This window comes from Rubrilithobacter danxiaensis, from assembly GCF_047272945.1.
Lineage (GTDB): Bacteria > Bacteroidota > Bacteroidia > Sphingobacteriales > Sphingobacteriaceae > Rubrolithibacter > Rubrolithibacter danxiaensis.
The window spans coordinates 115,187-136,550 of the sequence record NZ_JBKOPS010000007.1 but is presented as its reverse complement, the minus strand read 5'-3'; the positions used below and the strand labels follow the sequence as shown (position 1 = coordinate 136,550).

Below are 21,364 nucleotides of genomic sequence, written 5' to 3'. Positions count from 1 at the left end.
TTAATTTCTGTGACTATAATTTGTTAAATTCTGCCTCCCAAAAGAAGAAAATCCAATTCTTTCCAGTATTTTTTTTCGGCATGGATTGGATTTTTTATCCGAAATATTTCGAAGAAAAGCAATTGAAATGTAAAAATTGATTTGTTATATAGTTTTTATACCTTTTTCTAAACGGGTTTTTTGTTCAAAAGAAGCCTTTTTTTTAAATTTTAATGAAAATATCTTTCAAATAGGTTTTAATACCAGTACAAAGCTATTATTTTTGTTACCCACAGAAACCTTAATTAATAATTAAATGAAGCTAAGCCAAAAAGAAGCTGTATTTGCCAGCGAAGTTGTTACAAGGTTTGAATTATACAATAGTTTATTTCTTACACTTCCATTTTATCAGGTAAAACATACAGGTATTTTATTGCCGTTTTTCACTTCTCATTGCGAAAACGGAGTAAAACAGGAATTAAGCCCTGTTGATATTATTGAAAGCTTTTTTGGCCAGTATGAGCAATATGTTCAGGCAGCAGACCGGTTTGATCTTTTATTCAGGTTTATACAATATATAGAACGCCAGGTAGTATTATTTGATGCTATTGAAGATTCTGCTTTTAATAAAACCAGCCGCACAGAAGATACAGGTTCATTGAAGATCCTGCTTCAGCAGATGTCGGGTAATCCGGCTATGAAGAGTAAAGCATTGGAAGCTATCAAGGATTTTTCGCTTCGACTGGTTCTTACCGCACATCCAACTCAATTTTATCCAAGTACTGTTCTTGCAATTATTACTGATCTGACCGATGCATTAAAAAATAACGATATTAATTCCATCCATTTATTGCTTCAGCAATTAGGTAAAACACCTTTCTTTAATAAAAAGAAGCCAACGCCGGTTGATGAGGCGGTGAGTTTAGCATGGTTCCTGGAACACGTTTTCTATCCGGTGGTTTCCGATTTACAAGCTCAGATTGAAAACGAGTTTGAAGTTCCGGTATTTGATGCTCACCAGCTTATAGAACTCGGCTTCTGGCCCGGTGGTGACCGGGATGGGAATCCAAACGTAACTGTAGAGAGTACCAAAAAAGTTTCACGCCTGCTTCGCGAAATTCTGTTTCGTTGTTATTACCGCGATTTTCGTGTGTTAAAACGACGCATAACATTCAGAGGTGTAGAAACTTACATGAGTAACCTGCAGAATATATTTTATAAAAACAGTTTCAGTTCTCTGGCAGAACCTCAAAACAAACAAGCCGAAATACTGGAGAATCTGCAGGCGGTAAAAGAAGTTTTGCTAAGGGCACATGATGGGTTGTTTGTTGATACGGTTGATAACCTTATTCTTAAGGTAAAACTCTTCGGGTGTTATTTTGCCTCTTTGGATATCCGGCAAGATAGCCGCATACTGCGTGATACGCATGCTTCCTGTAGAGCAAGTTTAAAACAAAGTTCCATTCCGGAGAATTACAGCGAACTTCCTGAAGAAGAAAAACTTAAACACATTCAATTCGAAGAAGCCGACTACATCTGCGAGGATAATGCAGATGATCTTACCAAAGATACGCTTGCAACTATTCGCCTCATGAAGCAGATGCAGCTATCCGGCGGAGAAAAGGCTTGTAACCGTTTTATAATCAGTAATTGCCAGCAGGCATCGGATATTCTGCAGTTAACTACCCTATTTTTATGGAGTGGTTGGAAGAAAGACGAACTGAATGTAGACTTTGTTCCTTTGTTTGAAACGGTTAATGACCTTGCCTCTGCAGCAGAGGTAATGAAGAAATTATATACTCATCCTTTCTATAAAGAACATCTTAAAAAACGAGGAAACAGGCAGGTAATTATGCTTGGCTTTTCAGACAGTACTAAAGATGGCGGTTACCTGATGGCGAACTGGTCGATTTATAAAGCTAAAATGGAGCTTACTGCAATGGCCAGAAATTATGATATAGATCTGGCGTTTTTTGACGGCCGGGGAGGCCCACCAGCCAGAGGTGGGGGTAAAACGCATAAATTTTATGCTACCATGGGTAAGGAAATTGCTAATGAGCATATTCAGCTTACTATTCAGGGACAAACAATCAGCAGTCAGTACGGATCCTATGATACGGCGTATTATAATATTGAGCAACTGGTTAATGCCGGATTGGTTTCTGCACTGGGGCAGAAAGAAAAGGATACGCTAAACAATGAGCAGAAAGAGCTGATAAATAAAATGGCCAAAGACAGTTACAATGCTTTCTTTGCTTTGAGAGAAAATCCGCTGTTTTTGAAATACCTGGAACGTTTTAGTCCCTTAAAACTGCTTTCTGAAATTAATATCAGCAGCCGTCCGGTAAAAAGAAACTCAAGTTCAGAACTGAAACTGGAGGATTTAAGAGCAATCAGCTTTGTTACTTCTTGGAGCCAGCTTAAACAAAACATACCAGGCTTTTACGGAGTAGGTACAGCATTAAAGGCCATAAAAGAAGAAGGCCGCTGGGAAGAAGTTAAAGACCTGTATCTTTCTTCCGGGCAATTTAAAACGATGATAGACAATTGTTCGATGTCTATGTCTAAGTCTGATTTTCGTGTTACCGCCTATATGAACAATGAGAGCGAGTTCGGGAAATTCTGGCAGGGACTTAGGGAAGAGTTTGAACTTACAAAAAGCCTTATCCTTGAACTGACAGGTAACAGAGTACTAATGGAGCAATATCCGGTAGAGCGCCGTTCCATTGCAATTCGCGAAAAGATTGTATTGCCGCTTGTTGTTATCCAGCATTACGCCCTTCAACAGCTTTTATCCGGGAACGCGGACGAAGAGCAGGCAAGGATTTACAGAAAACTTATCATCCGTACCGTTTACGGAATTGTGAATGCAGGCCGAAACCTGGCGTAAAATTTTATATCCGATGAATATTGACATTGCAATATTCATCGGATAATCATAAAAAAAATTTCTTAAAATCTGCTGTTACACAAAACGCGACAGCAAATAGATCCATCCCAAAATCAAGAGCGTTCCAATTAAATTATTAACCCATTTTTTTTGAGTTTTAGTAAAGCGTTTATAGTAAAACGAACCTAAAATGGCGATGAAAATAAAAATATAGGGGAGGAGCAAACGCATAAGCAAAAGTATGCTTTTTACAACTTTAATTGCATGCTGTTAAATACATCTAAAACACTTTTCCGGCAAATGCTGTTAGTTTTGAACGATGATTACAGTACCTCCTGCAAATATTATTGCTGATACCATTAAAAAGCATTTAAGTGATCTTCTTCGGGGGCATACTTCTGGTATCGACCTTGAAGATGCTGTTGATAACATACCCTTCAGTTTAAAAAATACAAAGCCCGAAAGCCTTACATATAGTATCTGGGATCTTCTTAACCATATTCAGATTACTCAGGCTGAAATACTTCATTTTTGCCAAAATCCGAATTACAAACCAAGAAAATGGCCGGAAGAGTACTGGGTACCTGCTACAAATGAACCGGTTGAAGAAAGCTGGACGACTGTAATTAATCAATTTAAATTAGACCGCGAAGCATTTATCTCTCTTTTAAATAATCCAGATATTGAACTTTTTATTCCCCTGGCAGATGGAACAGAACGATCGATGATACGGGAAGCTCTATTTCTGGCGAATCACACAACATATCATATTGGTCAGATTATTTTAATACGAAAACTATTAGGCTGTTGGAAATAGTTTTAGTATTTACGGCTCTCGCTTCTACCATTTTTTTCAGCTTTAGTATCTGTTATTGGGATCAAGTATGGCAAAGGAAGAGGAAATTCAGGATGTGCAGGAATATTTAAAGATTGTAAAACTGTATAAAAAACAGAATCTTGATTCAGGGAATGAAGAAGACTTTCTTTTCAGAGGCCAGCAGACAGATCAGCCTTTGATACCTAAAATAGCCAGATTACGTCCACACGGAGACCTTGTAATTATTGAAAAAATAATACTGAATGAATTTAAAAGAACCAACCCTTTATTGATTGAAGCTCAAAAAGCAATTGATGATTGGGATTATTTAACGCTTGGTCAGCATTTTGGCCTTCCCACCCGCTTTTTAGACTGGACAAATAATGCACTTACCGCTTTATGGTTTGCTACCAATAATTACGGTAACCCTAACAATGAATACGGTGTGGTATGGGTATTAATGGCAGAAAAATTAGATTTTATTCTCGATGCAAGTAGTAGTTCTCCTTTTGATGTGAGTAAGACAAGGGTTTTCAGGCCGAGAATCATTAAGCAACGTATTAATAACCAGTCCGGAGTTTTTTCTATACATACTACAGAAGATATAATACATAAAAATGAACTGAACACCGTTCCCTTTTTCAAAAATAAATTACTGAAAATTAAAATTCCATCTAACCACTTCCAGGAGATAAGGGAAGATTTAAATACACTTGGTGTAAATGATTTTACCATTTTTCCCGAGTTAGAGGGCCTATGCTCATACCTTCAATGGCGTTATTTCTCCTGAGGCTTTCTTTTAAGATTATTTTTTCTATTTGACTATCAATTAATTAGTAGTTTCGGTTAAAATTTATTGAACAAATTTTTGATAAAGTAATTATTAGCAATACTTTTACTCTACTAATTTTATAGATTAAATAGGAAATGGAATTTAACAGTTTTAAGCTGATGTACTATGAGTGTTGGGGTAGATGGAATTAAGATAAAGAGCTAATTATTATTTACACACCTAAACACAAATACAATGAAACTAATTTTAATAAAAACAACTCTTTTTTCCCTGGTTCTCTGGGTGGCTGCAACAGTATCGAAAGCCCAACAACAGAATGAAGACTTACTAAATTTATTAATTCAAAAGGGAACACTTACACAGGAGGAAGCTGATTCTTTACGAGCTGAATGGGCTTTAAAAGCACAGGATCAGAAAGAAAAACAAACCAAATTTAATCTCAGTACTTCGAAGGCACTGCAATTAAGCGGATATATCCAGGGACGGTATCAGGTTCAGGACGAAAAGGGAAAAATAGATGGTTTTGATATCAGGCGGGCTCGTCTGGACTTGCGTGGCACAATCAGCGAACACTGGGATTACCGCTTACAGGTAGATTTTGCCGGAACTCCAAAGCTATTGGATGGAATTATAACTTATAAAAACAGTGATTTTTTTAAAATCAGTGCAGGCCAGTTTAAAATTCCTATTTCATATGAAAATTTAATGGGTTCGCAAAAATTAGAAACTATTGACAGATCACAGGTTGTAGAGGCACTGGTTGCAAGAGGAAAAGATGTAATTGGAAATCATAACGGAAGAGATATAGGAGTACAGCTAAACGGCAGCTTTGTAAAGCTTGAAAACAACTATCTGTTTGATTATGCAATAGGGATATTTGATGGAGCCGGAATTAACACAACAGATAATAATGAAAAGAAAGATTTTGCAGGACGTTTAACTATACATCCCTTATCCGGTTTGGATATTTCTGCTAATTATTATAATGGACTGGGTAAGTGGGCTGCTTCAAATACAGCACAACCCGTAAGTCGGGGAAGAGAAAGAGTAGGTTTTGATGTCCATTACTTACGCGGCCCTTTATCACTTACTGGAGAATATATTAAAGGAAAAGATGCAGACAGCAAAAAAGAAGGATGGTATGCACAGGCAGCAGTATTCGTTTTTCCAAAAAAGGTACAATTAGTTGCAAAATACGATGACTTTGATCCGAATACCGCAGTCGCACAGGATATTTCACACTGGTATATAGGTGGTTTAAATTACTTTTTTACAAACTGGTCGAAATTACAAGTGAACTACACAGTAAAAGACGAACAGGCTTTAGAAACACACAATAATTTACTTTCAGCACAACTTACCCTTCAATTTTAATCTGAATATGAGAACTATAAATTTTACAAAATATGTTTTGATAAGCGGACTTGCTATCAGCATAATAACACTGAATTCATCGTTTATAAATAAAAATGAGGTTGTAAAACCTGCAGATGACCTTTCTGGAACTATTAATATCTCAGGGGCTTTCGCGCTATACCCGATTACAGTAAAATGGGCGGAGGAATTCAAAAAGAAACATCCAAACGTGAAATTCAACATTTCCGCAGGCGGGGCAGGAAAAGGAATTGCAGATGCGCTGGCCGGTTTGGTAGATATTGGTCTGGCTTCACGCGATATTTATCCTGCAGAGGTTAAAAAAGGTGCATACACTGTTTATGTAACTAAAGATGCTGTAATTCCTACTTTCAATCCGGGCAACCCGAATGCACAGCAATTGCTCGCAAGGGGGCTAAAAAGAACGGAGTTTGCTAATATTTTTATTAATGGAACAGTGAAGAACTGGAAACAAATCCCCGGTATTAAAACAGCAGCTCCGGTGCATGTTTATACCCGGTCGGATGCTGCAGGTGCAGCAGAAAGCTGGGCAAAATATTTTGGCAAAAAGCAGGAAGACCTGCAGGGAGTAGGTGTATTTGGTGACCCTGGTTTAGCGCAGGCTGTAAAGAAAGATGCAGCCGGTATCGGATTTAATAATATTGCTTACTTATACGACCTGAAAACGCGAAAACAGGTTGCAGGCATACGAGTATTGCCAATTGATATTAACGGTAACAGCAGGATTGATGCAGATGAGAACTTTTACGGAACAGTAGATCAGTTAACGGATGCCATAGCAGCAGGAAAATATCCTGCTCCACCGGCAAGAAATTTAGGATTTTTATTTAAAGGAAAGCCACAAAAAAAGGAACTGATTGAATTTGTAAGATATGTACTTACGGAAGGGCAACGATTTGTAGAAGAGAACGGGTATGTTACTCTATCTAAAGATAAACTCCAGTCTGAACTTAAAAAGATAAATTAATTTCAAGCATGGAGATTCGTTTAATAAAAGATAAGTTTTTATCCAAACTGATGCTGGTGTTTACACTTGCATCAGTTTCTTTGGTACTGCTAATCGGCATCGGTCTATATTATCGTTCAATTCCTTTATTGAATGAGAATTCCTGGGCTCAGCTTTTAGGATCAGCTGAGTGGAAACCTTTTAAAGGCTCCTTCGGTTTTTTCCCTTTTATAACGGGTACCTTATGGGTTACGGCAATAGCAATAATTCTGGCGCTTCCGCTTTGTTTACTTACCGCAGTTTATTTGAATGAATATGCACCTGTACGTATAAAACGGACTATTATTCCGTTTGTGAATCTGCTGGCTGGCATTCCACCGGTCATTTTTGGAGTTTGGGGCGTGTTAATGATCGTACCTTTTATAGAAAAGTATCTTGCACCTCATTTTGTAGAATTTTCAACAGGTTATAGTGTGCTGGCCGGAGGCATAGTTTTGGCGGTAATGATCTTTCCCTTAATTGTCAGTATTATATGTTCGGTATTCAATACTATACCACAGGAGCTTAAAGATGCATCCCTTTCACTGGGAGCAACCAAATGGGAAACAGTTAAAAAGGTACTATTCAAAAAAGCCGCACCCGGCATAATCGCCGCCACTGTTCTGGCGGTGTCACGAGCTTTTGGCGAAACTATTGCTGTATTAATGGTGGTTGGCAATACACCGGAAGTCCCAAAATCCATTTTTGATTCGGCCTATCCGCTTCCAGCTTTGATTGCAAATAACTATGGCGAAATGCTCTCCATTCCGCTTTACGACTCTGCGTTGCTTTTTGCCGCCTTCTTGCTATTTATAATTATCGTGTTGTTCAATTTAATATCCCGAATTATCTTGTCAAGACTGGAAAGGAGGCATATTTAATGAAACGAAGAAATTTAGAAGAGCGTTTTTTTAAAATGCTGATGCTGCTTACTACCCTTATAGTAGTAGGAAGCTTTTTCCTTATTGTTGCAGTTATTGTCATTCGCGGCCTTCCTTACCTGAATCTGGACATGATTACGAAAGTTCCTGATGGCGGCTTTTATATTGGTAAGGAGGGAGGTGTCTTAAATGCTATTATCGGCTCTTTGTATGTTGCAGGAGGAGCTACCCTCATCAGCCTGATTATAAGTATTCCGGTAGCCTTGTATATTAATTTTTATCTGAAAGCCAATACCATTTTTACCAGTGCTGCCCGCATGTCATTTGATGTTCTTTTTGGAATACCTTCTATTGTTTATGGTGCATTTGGTTTTATAATCATGATGTATTTTGGATTAAGAGCATCGTTGCTGGGAGGAATAATCGCGGTAACCTTACTTGTAATTCCGATAATGGTAAGAACACTGGATGAAGTAATCCGCACAGTTCCGGCCGAGCTGCGTGAGGCATCCTTTTCATTGGGCGCTACCCGGTGGGAAGCAGCAAAAGTAGTATTACGACAGGTAAGACCTGGAATTTTTACTGCCATCCTGCTGGCTTTCGGAAGAGGAGTAGGTGATGTGGCAGCGGTAATGTTTACGGCAGGATTCTCTGATAATATTCCCACTTCGCTGCATGAGCCGGCCGCAACATTGCCTCTCGCTATTTTCTTTCAGTTAAGCAGCCCTACACCAGAAGTACAAGGACGAGCTTACGCGTCCGCCTTGATACTTACTATCCTGGTACTTGCTATTACTGTCTTATCAGAAAAACTTATTAAAAATTATTCAAAAAATAAAATCTAACATGACCTTGTCTCCTCATATCAGCGTTCAAAACTTAAATGTTCATATTAGCCAGCAACATATCCTGCAGGATATAAGTATTAACATTCCAAATAAAAAAGTAACGTCTATTATTGGCCCTTCCGGATGCGGTAAAACTACTTTGCTGAAAACATTTAATCGTTTGCTCGATGATTCTGCAGATGTTAAAGTGGATGGAAAAGTATTGGTTGACGGTGAAAATATTTACGATCCGAAAGCTGAAGTTACACATATACGAAAAAAAATGGGACTGCTTTCACAGCGACCCTTTCCTTTACCGATGTCTGTGTACGATAATGTTGCCTATGGGCCCAGAATTCATGGTATACGAAAGAAAGGGCAGCTTGACTATCTGGTAGAAAACTACCTGCAGGCTACCGGATTATGGGAGGAAGTGAAAGACCGCCTGTATTCTCCCGCAACACGTTTATCCATTGGTCAGCAGCAGCGCTTATGCCTTGCAAGAGGGCTGGCAGTAGAGCCGGAAATAATTCTTGGTGATGAATCAACTTCAGCGCTGGATCCTGTATCGACTCATAAAATTGAGGAGCTTTTTATTAAACTCAAAGAAAAATACACCATCGTACTTGTAACACACATTTTAAGACAGGCACGCAGAGTATCTGATTATATAATTTTTGTTTACATGGGAAGGATCATTGAATTCGGCCCTACAGAGGAAGTGTTACTTAATCCCAAAGAAGAACTTACAAAGGAGTACGTAAAAGGATTTATAAGTTAAATAGTATTGGTTCACACAAACACAAAAGATATTCCCCTGACAAAAGCTTATTGCCTGAAACTGAAGAAAACTTTAACTTAGCAGTCCAAATAATTTTTGAATGGCGCAGGAAACAGAGCACGTAAAATGTTTAATAATAGGTTCAGGTCCGGCGGGTTATACTGCCGCAATTTATGCTGCAAGAGCTGATCTGAAACCGGTTTTATACACCGGGATTGTTCCCGGAGGTCAACTCACCCAAACCACAGATGTGGAAAATTTTCCAGGTTATCCGACTGGAATTTTAGGTCCGGAAATGATGGAGGATTTCAGAAAACAGGCAGAACGCTTTGGAACAGATATTCGCTTTGGATATGCTACTTCGGTAGATTTCTCTGTCCAGCCACATAAAGTTGTTATTGATGAAATTAAAACCATAACTACAGATACTGTAATTATTGCTACCGGAGCCACAGCTAAATGGCTGGGCCTTGAAAGTGAACAAAAATACAACGGTTTTGGCGTTTCTGCCTGCGCCGTTTGTGACGGATTCTTCTTCAAAGGGCAGGAAGTGGCGATAGTTGGAGCAGGAGATACGGCCGCTGAAGAAGCAATGTACCTGGCAAAACTCTGCAAAAAAGTACACATGCTTGTTAGGAGAGACGAATTCAGAGCTTCAAAAGTTATGCAGGCTCGTGTTTTTGCAACTGAAAATATTGAAATCCATTATAACAGTGAAACCAGGGAAATATTGGGAGACGGACAGGCAGTAACAGGTCTTCGTGTTTTCAATAATAAAACCAATGAAGAAACTACGCTGGATATAACAGGTTTTTTTGTGGCAATAGGTCATAAGCCAAATACGGAAATTTTCCAGGGTTGGCTTGATATGGATGAAACAGGTTATCTTATTACCAAACCCGACAGTACAGAAACAAATGTAGAAGGCATTTACGCCTGTGGCGATGTGCAGGATCATGTTTTCAGGCAGGCAATTACTGCAGCGGGGACAGGCTGTATGGCAGCTTTAGAAGCCGAAAGATATCTGGCAGCTAAAGAACATAGTGTAGTAAACCTATAATAAATTTTGTAAAACATCCTTTATTGTATGATGTTGATAAATCTGAACCATAATAACTTTCAAAATGGGAAAAGGCGACATCAAAACAAAAAAAGGGAAGATTACCAACAAATCATTCGGTAAAAAACGAAAACACAAAAAATTACCGGCTGTAGCAAGCAGCGAAAAGCAAGAACCAACAAAATAAAGTGCTCCAGTAAGCACTTTTTTTATTTCCTATTTTTCAGGCAAAATTACAATCCTCATAGCAGTAAAATTTCAGTGACCGCTATTTACTTAGTGTAAAACTTTTGCTTCGCCATAAAAATTTTAGATTTTTGCAGCTTCCAAACTAACTAACCATCAATGAAGAAATTTAAACTTATTTTATTCAGCTTTATTTTATTCAATCTAAAGCTTGTAACTGCCCAAACCAACTCCCTCGGGATTATTCCTGCACCAAAATCAGTTAAGGTAAATGACGGACATTTTGTAATCAGTCGAGAATCTGCTATTGAGTACGAAAATGCTTCAGACAAGCAGATAGCAGAATTGTATCACGATTACCTGAAGGATAATTATTTTCTTGATCTTCCGGTTGCCAAAAATTTTGTAAAAGCGCCGAAAGGGGTAATACGTTTTTCTTCCGCAAATTATAAGGGTTCAAATCCCGAAGGTTATACAATAACAGTTACTCCGCAGCATATAGATGTTTCAGGTAAAGGTTCGGGTCTGTTTTACGGGTTGCAATCCATGATGCAATTGCTTCCTCTGGAAAAGGAAGCAGCTCCAAAAATTCAATGTGCGGAAATTACAGATGAACCTCGTTATAAATATCGCGGCTTGCACCTGGATGTGGGCAGGCACATGTTTCCCGTTCCCTTCATCAAGAAATACATTGATCTGATCGCTCAATATAAACTCAATACCTTTCACTGGCACTTAACAGAAGATCAGGGATGGCGGATCGAAATAAAAAAGTATCCTAAATTAACCCAGGTTGGTGGTTTCCGAGATCAGACGGTTATCGGCAATTACCACGATTATTCACCACTGCAATACGATGGTAAAAAATACGGAGGTTATTATACTCAGGATGAAGTAAAAGAGGTGGTTGCTTATGCTACTTCTAAATTTGTTACCGTGATCCCGGAAATTGAATTGCCAGGGCATTCACTTTCTGCATTAACAGCTTATCCTGAACTTGGTTGCGGAGATAACCCGGGCCCGTATAAGGTAGCACAAAAGTGGGGCGTTTTTGAAGATATTTATTGTGCCGGAAAGGAGCACACATTCAATTTTCTTGAAGATGTTTTAACCGAAGTGATGGCCTTATTTCCAAGCACTTATATTCATATAGGCGGTGATGAGGCACCCAAAGAAAAATGGAAAACCTGCCCGTATTGTCAGAAACGCATTAAGGATAATCACTTGAAAGACGAGCACGAACTGCAAAGCTATTTTATTCAGCGGATAGAGAAGTTTTTAAACTCGAAAGGCCGTAAAATAATTGGCTGGGACGAAATACTTGAAGGTGGCCTCGCTCCAAATGCTACTGTTATGAGCTGGCGAGGCATAGAAGGAGGAATTGCTGCTGCCAAACAAAACCACGACGTGATTATGACGCCTGGAACCTATGTTTATTTTGACCATGCTGAAGGCAATACCGCTCAGGAACCCGTAACCATAGGAGGATATCTTCCTTTAAGTACAGTTTATTCTTATGATCCGACACCGGAATCATTAACACCAGAACAACAAAAATTTGTAATCGGTGTGCAGGCTAATCTGTGGACTGAATATATGCAAACTTCTTCAAAAGTTGAGTATATGCTTCTGCCGCGTCTTTTAGCTTTATCAGAAATTGCCTGGACTCCTTTAAATCGCAAAGATTTTACCAATTTTAATGAAGTAAGAGTTCCTGTTCATTTGGCAAAATTGGATAGAACTGAAACCTTGTATCGCGTACCGGCTCCAATAGGCATTTCTGATACAACGCTTTTAGGTTCTGAGTTTAATTTATCTTTAAATGCACCTGTTAAAGATGCTAAAATATATTATACCATCAATGGATACACTCCCCGTGAAACCGATAATTTATATGAGAATGGTATTTATGTAAAAGTCCCTGAAGGTGAAAAAAGATTTTTAAAAACGATTGTAATAACTCCTTCAGGAAAAAGAAGTGCTGTTACGACAACTATTTTGAGTAATGAATTGCCGTTAGAACCTGCAGCAAGCACTACCAATGGTTTAAAAGCAGGTTTGAAATATTATGCGGTTCCGGGTGTTTTTGAAAACGCGTTGCAAATTGATACTGCCCAGGCAATAGATAAAGGAGTTACATCTTCTATAGATTTCTCGAAATTCAGAAGTAAAATTGGGAGAGGAAAGTCATTTGGAGTAATTTATACCGGTTTCATCAATATTCCTGAAGATGGTACTTATACTTTTACCACGAGATCAGATGACGGCTCGAGATTGTGGCTTGATGACCGCTTAATTGTGAACAACGATATGAGGCACGCTGCTTTCGAGCAAACTTCTGCCACTAAATTGCAGAAAGGGCTTCATCGGATTAAGATTGCGTACTTTCAGGTTAACGGCGGCGAGTTCAAAACATTTATGAGCCAGCCCGGTAAAACAAGATCTGTGATTCCTGTGAATGTTTTATATAATTAAAATTATATATTGCCTTGATGAAAGCAGTAAAATTATTACCGGTATTACTTATTGTAGGCTCATTTATTGCAGGATGCACAGAGGAAACTAAAACCAGCAATACAAGCCAGCCTGTAGTTACAAAAAATCCATTGGATGCTCCCTTTCGCTTCCATAAAGCAATTGAAGTAAAACCGGGATTAACATTTGATGTGTTAAGCTGGGGAAGGGGATCTGAAATGGTAGGAGGCCTGCTTATTCTCCGGTCGGATTCAACACATTTGAAATACGCTTCTACCACCGATGAGCTGGAAGGAAGAATTGTAGATGCCTGGAATATGGATATGGATTCGGACGGGAACCCTGAGATTTTTATTCAGGCCAAAGGCGATCAGAAAGACTCTTATCTGAATATGTATGTCTACGAGTTTTCAAATTCCGGCAATGAACAAAAGTTAAGATTTCCGGAACTGAGCAGCTCTTCAAAAAAGAATTACAGGGGTAAAGATTCGCTTTATGTAAAAGACGATAAAATCATGAGGGAATATCCTCTGTTCGATGATAAAGATACGGCGGGCGTTTCTCCAACAGGAAAGAAAACTCTAGAGTACAGCCTGCGCGGTAATAGTTTTAATGTAAAAGAGATCAAGGATAAAGAATAATTTTAACTAAAATTAAAAAACAGAAAAGTCCGGATGAAAGTTCGCCCGGACTTTTCTGTTTTTAACACAGCTGTATTTGTCAAGGGTTTACTCTGCTTCAAATTGCTTTTTTAAGCGACTCAGACTATTCATCATTTCTTCCAGTTTTTCTTCTTCCCGTTTAATGTAGATCTTCATTAAAAACCAGCAGATTAAAAACCAGGCGATTGTAAAGATAACGCCTAGTAACGTTTGCCATAAAGGAGCCAGAAAGTAAACTTCAATAAAATAAAGTCCAAAGGCGATTCCAATAAAAAGGCTGTAAAGTTTGTATTTCCGGGTATTTAATATATAACGTTCTTTTTTATATGCCTGAAGATAATTGATAAATTCCTGGGGTTGTTTAAGCAGTAGTTCAGCATTGCTGATGCTTCTGTAATCCTGAAACTGAACAAAGAGATAATACAGGCAGCAGCCCATGAAAATGGCCATCGCCAAGTGGGTTGTCCACATCATAAACGGGGTGCTTATCCATATAAAGGCGAATAACAGGATAACAAAAAGCATTCCTGCTGTTTCAAGTAAAAGCTTGTTTGAAAAACTTCTTTTAGTTTTTCTTACTTTTTTAAGTACGTCTTCCGGGTTAATTTCAGACTGTTCTACCTGACCCGACCATATATTTTTCAGTGCTTCAAAATCTTTCATAACGGTTATATATATCAGTCAGTTTCTGTTTAATACGATGGATCTTTACCCGCAAATTTCCCTCTGAAATGCCCGAAACTTCAGCAATTTCAGCATATGGTAATTCATCTAATACCATTGTTATTATAAATCTTTCATTTTCTTCCAGTTTTGAGATACAGCGGTATAATAAAGCAGCCTCTTCGTTTTTCGAAGAAAGCTCCTCTTCTTTATTTTCGATAATATTGGGTGTTAATTCGTCTTTTGCCTGCCGTTTTTCTACACGCAGGTAGGAGAGACAAGTGTTTACAGCTATACGGTAGATCCAGGTAGAAATTAGGGCTTTATTTCTGAATTTATCCAGGTTTTGCCACACTTTCATGAAGGTTTCCTGCATCAGGTCATTCGCAGAATCACTGTCGCCGGTATAGCCATAGCATAAATGGTAAATCTTCTTCGAGTTTTTCTGAAAGATTTCCTTAAAAAAAGCTTCTTTATTTACCATTGTACCTTTGACAGCAGTTAAAGTTGTTTGTTACAAACCGAATTCATTTTTATCGAACCTTTTTATAAGCTGCCGGCTTTTCTCTATCAGGAGGTTAAATTCCTGCTGGTAGTCAAACTGCAGATCTTCGTGAAGTTTGCCAAGCAGATTTTTAATTTTAACCAGTTGCCTGAAATATAAATTTTTTAGTGGTTTATAAGATGAATTGAGGTTGACATGATTTAAGCAGTTATTGCAAAACCAGCATAATAACTCTGTTTCAGCTTCTTTTGATGAGGTAAATTTAGCATATCGGTTTATGGCACGAAGAATTTTCCGGAGGGATTTTAAACTATAATATTCGTGATTATTAAGATTCAGAAAATCTTTCTCAAGGTTGTCTTTTACCTTTGTAATGTATGCCTGGCTATCAGAGGAATCATAAATTAAGTACGATAAAAACTCTTTATTATCTTTTTTATACTTCGCCAGCTTTAAACAAAAACTAATAATTTCTGATGAGCTAAGCGTTGCTAATTCTTTTTTTATATCTGAAAGTTTTTCTGAATGCATCCAGTAGATTTATGATTAAGTTGTAAATCTAATTAATTCCTTACTTTTGCGCCTTAAAATTATCCAGATACATGAGTTTAAAAGGGGCGGGCAAGCTTGCTGTAATTACATTTTCTGTTGCTGCGGTTTTAGTTTTTCTTTGCGAATATAATCTGGTAACTGTACCTTCTGCCATTCTGGTGACAGTTAGATGGCTGGCTATTGCAAGTTTGTTCTTTTATGGAATCAAGAAAAAATCACTTACTACCTGGATTCTTATATCCATGGTAGTGGGGGCTTCCATTGGTCATGATCTGCCTCATATCGCTTTAAATCTTCAGGTTCTGAGTAAAATTTTCCTGAAACTTATAAAGACAATTGTAGCCCCATTGCTGTTTGCAACGCTTGTACACGGTATCGCAGGGCATGCGAACCTTAAACAGGTTGGCCGAATGGGCTGGAAATCAATTGTATATTTTGAAGCTGTTACTACAATTGCCCTGTTTATAGGTTTAGCAGCAATTAATATTTCAAAAGCTGGTGTGGGGATTAAAGTGCCTCCGGGTTTACACGAAGAATTACCTAAAGTAGAAGCACAAACAGCTACGGATATCCTTCTTCATATTTTCCCGGAAAACATTGCCAAATCAATAGCAGAAGGGCAAATTCTGCAGATTGTGGTTTTTAGTATTTTATTTGGTATAGCCTTAGCAATGGTGCGTGAAGATAAGAGAATACCGCTGCTGAAAGCTACAGAAAGCCTGTCGGAAGTGATGTTTAAATTTACCAATGTGGTAATGTACTTTGCACCGATCGGGGTAGGAGCTGCCATTGCTTATACTGTTGGGCATATGGGGCTTGGAATTTTACTAAACCTTATTCAACTGCTGATCACGCTTTATGTTGCACTGCTGGTTTTTATTTTAGGAGTTTTGTTTCCGGTTGCACTTGCGGTTGGAGTACCGGTAAAAAAATTCCTTCAGGCTATATCGGGGCCTGTGTCTATTGCTTTTGCAACAACCAGCTCCGAAGCAGCATTACCCAGAGCAATGGAGAACATGGAGAAGCTGGGGGTTCCACGAAAAATTGTAGCTTTTGTTATGCCTACAGGTTATAGTTTTAACCTTGACGGCACTACACTATATCTTAGCTTAGCTTCTGTTTTTGTAGCTCAGGCCGCCGGAATAGACCTGTCGTTTGAAAAACAGATAATTATGGTCTTTACCCTGATGCTTACCAGTAAAGGTGTGGCAGGTGTTCCAAGGGCTTCACTGGTTATCCTTTTAGGCACCGCAGCTTCTTTTGGGCTGCCGGTCTGGCCGATATTTATTATTCTGGGAATTGATGAATTAATGGATATGGCACGTACTTCGGTAAATGTAATTGGAAATTGCCTTGCAACCGTTGTTATCGCAAAATGGGAAAAGGAATTTCGTCCTGAAACAGAAATGCTGGCTGAAGGAGTAAACGATTAAATTTTAAATTAAATATAGTATGAGTGACAGAGGAAAAAAGATATTTCTTGCATTGAGCGTATTCGTTCCTTTCCTGATCTATTGTGTTTATTATTATTCTATAATGATAAAAAATGCTCCCTATAAATTTTCTGAATTTGAATCTATTACTTTTAAGTACGGATTGGGCGACAGCCTGATCAATCAGTATGACTCAAAAACGGGTAACTATCAGTACCTGAACGAAAAAGATTCATTAATTAAAACAAAGGTTAAGTTGTCGAAAGATGATTTACTTTATTTACACAGAAAAGCGGTGGACCTGGGTTTCTGGGATTTTCCCGAACAGATCTTACCTTCGAAATATGCCGGTTCAAGTCCTAATTCGCCACATTACTACCTCGAGTTTAATTACGAACGAAAAAGCAAACACATGCTTTTTGACGTCAATTACGATAAAAACCAAAAGCTGAAGGATGCTGCGAGAATGCTAATTGAAGAAGTAAGCAGAACAATTAACGATGCGCAGGACAGGGGAAAGAAAGAAAAATAGTTAATTGATTGGTTTTGTTTAAAAACAATAATTCCTATATTTGCACCTCATTTAAAAAATATATCTAACAATGTACGCAATAGTAAATATAGCCGGACAGCAATTCAAAGTTGCAAAAGACCAGCAGATCTTTGTACACCGTTTACAGGGAGATGAAGGCGCTAGTATTGAATTTGACAATGTGTTGTTAGCTGCAGACGGAAGTAAAATAAAAGTAGGTGCAGATGCATTGAAAGGCGCTAAAGTTTCAGCTAAAATCGTGTCTCATTTAAAAGGTGATAAAGTAATCGTTTTCAAAAAGAAACGCCGTAAAGGATACAAAAAGAAAAACGGTCACCGTCAGCAGTTCAGTAAAATCGAAATTACTGGAATTTCTTTATAAGAGAAAAGTAGAACGGCAAAGGTTAAAACCTATTGCCAGTAAATGTTAAACATCAGAATTGAGATTCAATTCATAAAAATAAAAAACAATGGCACATAAAAAAGGAGCCGGTAGTTCCAAAAACGGTCGTGAGTCGCATAGCAAACGCTTAGGTATCAAAATTTTTGGTGGACAATCTGCAATTGCAGGAAATATCATTGTACGTCAGCGCGGTACTAAACACCACCCTGATAAAGGTGTTGGTATTGGTAAAGATCATACATTATTTGCTCTTACCGCGGGTACTGTGATCTTTAGAAAAAAGGCAGATAATAAATCATACGTTTCTGTTATCCCTGCTTTCCCTGCAGCTGAATCAGCAGAATAATTTATACTTGAAATAAAAAAAGAGTTTGCTCAAAAAGCAAGCTCTTTTTTTATTTATCAGTTTTCCCGTACCAGCAGTTCTTCGGCGAAACTTCTTAATATTTGTTTCTTCTCTTTTTCTGCCGGAATATCTTCCAGGATGTTCAGGGCTCTTTCTGCGTATTTGTTCATTTCTTCTTCGGCCAGATGACGTATCCCTAAACGATTATAAATATCTGTAACAGCATCAACCTTGGTTTCAGGTTCTGCGTCTTCCTTGTTCAGCCAGAATGAAAGCTCTTCCTCTTCCAGTCCGCTTGCAAGTTCCAGTGCTTTAATAAGCAGGAATGTTTTTTTATTTGAAATGATATCTCCGCCTACCTGTTTTCCAAATTTTTCCGGATCTCCGTACACATCCAGGATGTCGTCCTGCAGCTGAAAGGCAATACCCAGATTTTTTCCAAACTGATACAGTTTTTCTGCATCAGCGAGCTGGGCTCCGCCTATCAGGGCACCTATTTTTAAACTGGCGCCGAGCAAAACAGCGGTTTTTAACGCGATCATTTCAATATAAGCTTCAATGCTTACCGTTTCCATCTGTTCAAAGCTCATGTCAATTTGCTGGCCTTCACAAACTTCTGCTGCTGTATTACTGAATATCCCGATTACTTCTCTTAAAATTCTATCATCGACTTTCATTATCTGCTGATAGGCTTCAACAAGCATTACATCTCCGGAAAGAATGGCCGCTGCTTCATTCCATTTAGCATGTACAGTAGGCTTTCCACGTCGGAGAGGTGCCTTGTCCATAATATCATCGTGCATTAAAGTGAAATTATGGAACATCTCCAGGCCAATAGCCGGTTCGAGAGCTGTGAGAATACTCCCGTTGAAAAGATCGGAAGCAATTAAGGTAAGAACAGGCCTTAATCGTTTACCTCCTAACGATAATATGTACTTTATCGGCTCATACAACTCTTCAGGATGGGCAGGGAAACTTTTGTCGGCAATTGTTTGGTTTACTAATCGTTGTAATTCGGTAACAGCTATCATTAATTATTGTACTAAGGTAAAATCTATTTGTCTTTTTGAGAGGTCAACTTTTTTTACCCGTATCTTCACTTCATCTCCTAACTGGTATTTCTTCTTTTTACGTTGTCCAATTATACAATAATTTTTTTCGTCGAGCACATAAAAATCATCTGTAATCTCTTTCAACCGAACCATTCCTTCACATTTATTCTCTATAATTTCCACGTACATTCCCCACTCTGTTACGCCTGAAATAATCCCATCAAATGTATTTCCTATGTTATTTTCAAGATATTCTGCCTGTTTGTATTTTACGGATGCTCTTTCTGCATCAGCTGCTTTCTTTTCCATTTGAGAAGCGTGTAAACACATTTTTTCATACGCTTCTTCCTTTACAGATGCACCGTTGTGAAGGTAATGTTCCAGAAGTCGGTGAGCGAGAATATCGGGATACCGGCGGATAGGAGAGGTGAAGTGGGTGTAATAATCAAATGCCAGGCCGTAATGACTTGACTTTTTGGTCGTGTAAATCGCCTTTGCCATGGACCGGATTGCCAGATGGGTGAGCACATTCTGTTCCTTTTTACCCTCAACATCAGCCATTAAATGATTAAGTGAGCGGGCAATTTCTTTATCAGAATTTGTGTTGATCTTGTAACCAAACTTATAAGCAAACTGTGCAAAAGCCGCTAATGTTTGTTCGTTTGGCGCATCGTGAGAACGGTAAACAAATGTCAGTTTTTTCTTTCCCTTTCCTTTTTTAGCAATAAATTCTGCTACCTTTTTGTTTGCCAGTAACATGAAATCTTCAATAAGCTTATGCGCGTCTTTCCGCTCTTTTACATAAACCCCTACAGGACGGCCTTCTTCATCTAACTTGAATTTCACCTCAGTTGATTCAAAACTTATGGCGCCATGTTTGAATTTTCGTTCCCTGAGTTTATAAGCTAAGTCATTCAAAACCAGGATTTCCTTGCTATACTCGCCCGTTTTATTTTCTATTAGTTCCTGTGCTTCTTCATATGAGAAACGATGGTTAGAGTGAATAATAGTTTTTCCAAACCATTGATCAATTATATGAGCTTCGGCATCGAGTTCAAAAACGGCGGCAAAACATAGTTTATCTTCTTTTGGCCGTAATGAACAGACACCATTAGAAAGCCTTTCGGGTAACATAGGAATAACCCGGTCCACCAGATAAACAGAGGTACCTCGTTCAAAAGCTTCCTTGTCTAAGGCAGTATCCGGTTTTACGTAATGTGAAACATCGGCTATATGTACACCTACTTCAAAATTGCCATTTTCAAGATAACGGAAGGAAATGGCATCATCAAAATCCTTGGCATCAAAAGGATCAATAGTGAAGGTTAATATATTTCTGAAGTCCCTTCGCTTCTCAATTTCTTCAGTTGTAATGATATCCGGAATTGCATTTGCTTCTTCTTCCACTTCGGCAGGAAACTCTAAAGGAAAGCCATACTCAGCAAGTATAGCGTTCATTTCGGTGTTGTTTTCACCCTGTTTACCTAATACATGTACTATTTTTCCGATAGGATTTTTAGCTCCTTCTGGCCAGTCGATAATTCTGGCTACTGCTTTATCTCCATCCTTCGAACCGTTTAAGTCTTCTATAGGAATAAAGATATCTTTCAGCATCTTGCGATCGTCCGGAATCAGAAAAGCAAAACGCTCAGATTGTTTAACAATACCGGTAAAGTCTGTTTTCGCCCTTTCAAGAATCTCTACAACTTCTCCCTCTTTCCGGCGGCCTTTTCCTTTGGCATATACATACACTTTAACCTTATCACCGTGAAGGGCATTCCTTAATTTTCTGGGAGCTACGTAAATATCTTCTACAAATTCATCGTCAGGAACTATGAAACCTGAACCATCTGTAGTCATATCAACTGTTCCGGTAATAAATGTTTTCAGCTCTTTTAGCTTAAAACGGCCACGGTCAACCGCTTCAAAAATATCCTTATTCCCTTCATCCTGTAAAATTTCCAATATTCCCTGCCGGGATTCGGGATCGGAGAGATTCAGTTTGGCCGCAATCTGTTTATAATTTAATGGCTTGTCTGCCGATTTCTCTAATATGTCGCTTACTAATTGCGTAAGCACCAGTTTTATATGACTCGAATTTTTTTTGCTCATTGAGATAGGTTTAAAAACATAATGAACTCCTTAGA

The 21,364-nt window shown here is 38.4% G+C and carries 21 protein-coding genes; 16 read left to right on the top strand and 5 right to left on the bottom strand.

Annotated elements, in window-relative coordinates; genetic code table 11:
* The first annotated feature begins 295 nt into the window (after positions 1-295).
* The 12 genes from ACLCDL_RS10860 to ACLCDL_RS10805 all read left to right on the top strand — a co-directional run bounded on the left by ACLCDL_RS10860 (position 296) and on the right by ACLCDL_RS10805 (position 13,710).
* Positions 296-2,869 (top strand): phosphoenolpyruvate carboxylase, encoded by a 2,574-nt coding sequence (locus tag ACLCDL_RS10860; RefSeq protein WP_423148320.1) that lies wholly within the window; start codon positions 296-298, stop codon positions 2,867-2,869.
* A 319-nt stretch (positions 2,870-3,188) separates the two neighbouring features.
* Complete coding sequence (locus tag ACLCDL_RS10855; RefSeq protein ID WP_423148319.1) at positions 3,189-3,686, top strand: DinB family protein; 498 nt, start codon at positions 3,189-3,191, stop codon at positions 3,684-3,686.
* 67 nt (positions 3,687-3,753) lie between these two features.
* Positions 3,754-4,476, top strand: coding sequence for an FRG domain-containing protein (locus ACLCDL_RS10850; RefSeq protein ID WP_423148318.1), 723 nt, complete (start codon positions 3,754-3,756; stop codon positions 4,474-4,476).
* Positions 4,477-4,713: 237 nt separating this feature from the next.
* Positions 4,714-5,853, top strand: a complete 1,140-nt coding sequence (locus tag ACLCDL_RS10845) for a porin (protein WP_423148317.1) — start codon at positions 4,714-4,716, stop codon at positions 5,851-5,853.
* A 7-nt stretch (positions 5,854-5,860) separates the two neighbouring features.
* Positions 5,861-6,841, top strand: coding sequence for a PstS family phosphate ABC transporter substrate-binding protein (locus ACLCDL_RS10840; protein WP_423148316.1), 981 nt, complete (start codon positions 5,861-5,863; stop codon positions 6,839-6,841).
* Between the two features lie 8 nt (positions 6,842-6,849).
* On the top strand, positions 6,850-7,740 hold the full coding sequence (gene pstC, locus ACLCDL_RS10835; protein WP_423148315.1) for a phosphate ABC transporter permease subunit PstC: 891 nt from the start codon (positions 6,850-6,852) through the stop codon (positions 7,738-7,740).
* Complete coding sequence (locus ACLCDL_RS10830; RefSeq protein ID WP_423148314.1) at positions 7,740-8,585, top strand: PstA family ABC transporter permease; 846 nt, start codon at positions 7,740-7,742, stop codon at positions 8,583-8,585. The genes pstC and ACLCDL_RS10830 overlap by 1 nt, the downstream gene beginning before the upstream one ends.
* Position 8,586: 1 nt before the next feature.
* Complete coding sequence (locus tag ACLCDL_RS10825; RefSeq protein ID WP_423148313.1) at positions 8,587-9,348, top strand: phosphate ABC transporter ATP-binding protein; 762 nt, start codon at positions 8,587-8,589, stop codon at positions 9,346-9,348.
* Between the two features lie 100 nt (positions 9,349-9,448).
* On the top strand, positions 9,449-10,408 hold the full coding sequence (trxB, locus tag ACLCDL_RS10820; protein ID WP_423148312.1) for a thioredoxin-disulfide reductase: 960 nt from the start codon (positions 9,449-9,451) through the stop codon (positions 10,406-10,408).
* 64 nt (positions 10,409-10,472) lie between these two features.
* Positions 10,473-10,595: a 30S ribosomal protein THX gene (locus ACLCDL_RS10815; protein WP_423148311.1), complete on the top strand. Its 123-nt coding sequence runs from the start codon at positions 10,473-10,475 to the stop codon at positions 10,593-10,595.
* Positions 10,596-10,753: 158 nt separating this feature from the next.
* Positions 10,754-13,069, top strand: coding sequence for a family 20 glycosylhydrolase (locus tag ACLCDL_RS10810; RefSeq protein ID WP_423148310.1), 2,316 nt, complete (start codon positions 10,754-10,756; stop codon positions 13,067-13,069).
* A gap of 17 nt (positions 13,070-13,086) precedes the next feature.
* Positions 13,087-13,710, top strand: coding sequence for a hypothetical protein (locus ACLCDL_RS10805; protein ID WP_423148309.1), 624 nt, complete (start codon positions 13,087-13,089; stop codon positions 13,708-13,710).
* An 87-nt stretch (positions 13,711-13,797) separates the two neighbouring features.
* Here ACLCDL_RS10805 and ACLCDL_RS10800 read toward each other — a convergent pair whose 3' ends face one another.
* From ACLCDL_RS10800 to ACLCDL_RS10790, 3 genes are read right to left on the bottom strand one after another with little or no spacing between them, the layout of a single operon-like run.
* The gene (locus ACLCDL_RS10800) at positions 13,798-14,394 is read right to left on the bottom strand and encodes a hypothetical protein (RefSeq protein WP_423148308.1); all 597 of its coding nucleotides are present in this window, start codon (positions 14,392-14,394) and stop codon (positions 13,798-13,800) included.
* On the bottom strand, positions 14,381-14,878 hold the full coding sequence (locus tag ACLCDL_RS10795; protein WP_423148307.1) for an RNA polymerase sigma factor: 498 nt from the start codon (positions 14,876-14,878) through the stop codon (positions 14,381-14,383). Before ACLCDL_RS10795 ends, ACLCDL_RS10800 begins: the two co-directional genes overlap by 14 nt.
* A 30-nt stretch (positions 14,879-14,908) precedes the next feature.
* Complete coding sequence (locus tag ACLCDL_RS10790; RefSeq protein WP_423148306.1) at positions 14,909-15,430, bottom strand: hypothetical protein; 522 nt, start codon at positions 15,428-15,430, stop codon at positions 14,909-14,911.
* 71 nt (positions 15,431-15,501) lie between these two features.
* On the opposite strand from ACLCDL_RS10790, the gene ACLCDL_RS10785 reads away from it, so the two are divergent.
* The 4 genes from ACLCDL_RS10785 (at position 15,502) to rpmA (ending at position 18,165) form a co-directional block, all read left to right on the top strand.
* On the top strand, positions 15,502-16,884 hold the full coding sequence (locus tag ACLCDL_RS10785) for a dicarboxylate/amino acid:cation symporter (protein WP_423148305.1): 1,383 nt from the start codon (positions 15,502-15,504) through the stop codon (positions 16,882-16,884).
* 19 nt (positions 16,885-16,903) lie between these two features.
* Positions 16,904-17,416, top strand: a complete 513-nt coding sequence (locus tag ACLCDL_RS10780) for a hypothetical protein (protein ID WP_423148304.1) — start codon at positions 16,904-16,906, stop codon at positions 17,414-17,416.
* Positions 17,417-17,486: 70 nt separating this feature from the next.
* Positions 17,487-17,798, top strand: a complete 312-nt coding sequence (rplU, locus tag ACLCDL_RS10775) for a 50S ribosomal protein L21 (RefSeq protein WP_423148303.1) — start codon at positions 17,487-17,489, stop codon at positions 17,796-17,798.
* An 88-nt stretch (positions 17,799-17,886) separates the two neighbouring features.
* A complete protein-coding gene (gene rpmA / locus ACLCDL_RS10770; RefSeq protein WP_423148302.1) occupies positions 17,887-18,165 on the top strand; it encodes a 50S ribosomal protein L27 in 279 nt (92 codons plus the stop codon).
* A 56-nt stretch (positions 18,166-18,221) separates the two neighbouring features.
* Here rpmA and ACLCDL_RS10765 read toward each other — a convergent pair whose 3' ends face one another.
* Both ACLCDL_RS10765 and rnr read right to left on the bottom strand, forming a co-directional pair.
* Positions 18,222-19,196, bottom strand: a complete 975-nt coding sequence (locus tag ACLCDL_RS10765) for a polyprenyl synthetase family protein (protein WP_423148301.1) — start codon at positions 19,194-19,196, stop codon at positions 18,222-18,224.
* Between the two features lie 3 nt (positions 19,197-19,199).
* A complete protein-coding gene (gene rnr, locus ACLCDL_RS10760) occupies positions 19,200-21,329 on the bottom strand; it encodes a ribonuclease R (protein WP_423148300.1) in 2,130 nt (709 codons plus the stop codon).
* Positions 21,330-21,364 lie beyond the last annotated feature (35 nt).

Bases quoted from the DNA above. Each gene is read 5' to 3' on its own strand.
- ACLCDL_RS10860 (WP_423148320.1), top strand. From the start codon at position 296: ATGAAGCTAAGCCAAAAAGAAGCTGTATTTGCCAGCGAAGTTGTTACA.
- ACLCDL_RS10855 (WP_423148319.1), top strand. From the start codon at position 3,189: ATGATTACAGTACCTCCTGCAAATATTATTGCTGATACCATTAAAAAG.
- ACLCDL_RS10850 (WP_423148318.1), top strand. From the start codon at position 3,754: ATGGCAAAGGAAGAGGAAATTCAGGATGTGCAGGAATATTTAAAGATT.
- ACLCDL_RS10845 (WP_423148317.1), top strand. From the start codon at position 4,714: ATGAAACTAATTTTAATAAAAACAACTCTTTTTTCCCTGGTTCTCTGG.
- ACLCDL_RS10840 (WP_423148316.1), top strand. From the start codon at position 5,861: ATGAGAACTATAAATTTTACAAAATATGTTTTGATAAGCGGACTTGCT.
- pstC (WP_423148315.1), top strand. From the start codon at position 6,850: ATGGAGATTCGTTTAATAAAAGATAAGTTTTTATCCAAACTGATGCTG.
- ACLCDL_RS10830 (WP_423148314.1), top strand. From the start codon at position 7,740: ATGAAACGAAGAAATTTAGAAGAGCGTTTTTTTAAAATGCTGATGCTG.
- ACLCDL_RS10825 (WP_423148313.1), top strand. From the start codon at position 8,587: ATGACCTTGTCTCCTCATATCAGCGTTCAAAACTTAAATGTTCATATT.
- trxB (WP_423148312.1), top strand. From the start codon at position 9,449: ATGGCGCAGGAAACAGAGCACGTAAAATGTTTAATAATAGGTTCAGGT.
- ACLCDL_RS10815 (WP_423148311.1), top strand. From the start codon at position 10,473: ATGGGAAAAGGCGACATCAAAACAAAAAAAGGGAAGATTACCAACAAA.
- ACLCDL_RS10810 (WP_423148310.1), top strand. From the start codon at position 10,754: ATGAAGAAATTTAAACTTATTTTATTCAGCTTTATTTTATTCAATCTA.
- ACLCDL_RS10805 (WP_423148309.1), top strand. From the start codon at position 13,087: ATGAAAGCAGTAAAATTATTACCGGTATTACTTATTGTAGGCTCATTT.
- ACLCDL_RS10800 (WP_423148308.1), bottom strand. From the start codon at position 14,394: ATGAAAGATTTTGAAGCACTGAAAAATATATGGTCGGGTCAGGTAGAA.
- ACLCDL_RS10795 (WP_423148307.1), bottom strand. From the start codon at position 14,878: ATGGTAAATAAAGAAGCTTTTTTTAAGGAAATCTTTCAGAAAAACTCG.
- ACLCDL_RS10790 (WP_423148306.1), bottom strand. From the start codon at position 15,430: ATGCATTCAGAAAAACTTTCAGATATAAAAAAAGAATTAGCAACGCTT.
- ACLCDL_RS10785 (WP_423148305.1), top strand. From the start codon at position 15,502: ATGAGTTTAAAAGGGGCGGGCAAGCTTGCTGTAATTACATTTTCTGTT.
- ACLCDL_RS10780 (WP_423148304.1), top strand. From the start codon at position 16,904: ATGAGTGACAGAGGAAAAAAGATATTTCTTGCATTGAGCGTATTCGTT.
- rplU (WP_423148303.1), top strand. From the start codon at position 17,487: ATGTACGCAATAGTAAATATAGCCGGACAGCAATTCAAAGTTGCAAAA.
- rpmA (WP_423148302.1), top strand. From the start codon at position 17,887: ATGGCACATAAAAAAGGAGCCGGTAGTTCCAAAAACGGTCGTGAGTCG.
- ACLCDL_RS10765 (WP_423148301.1), bottom strand. From the start codon at position 19,196: ATGATAGCTGTTACCGAATTACAACGATTAGTAAACCAAACAATTGCC.
- rnr (WP_423148300.1), bottom strand. From the start codon at position 21,329: ATGAGCAAAAAAAATTCGAGTCATATAAAACTGGTGCTTACGCAATTA.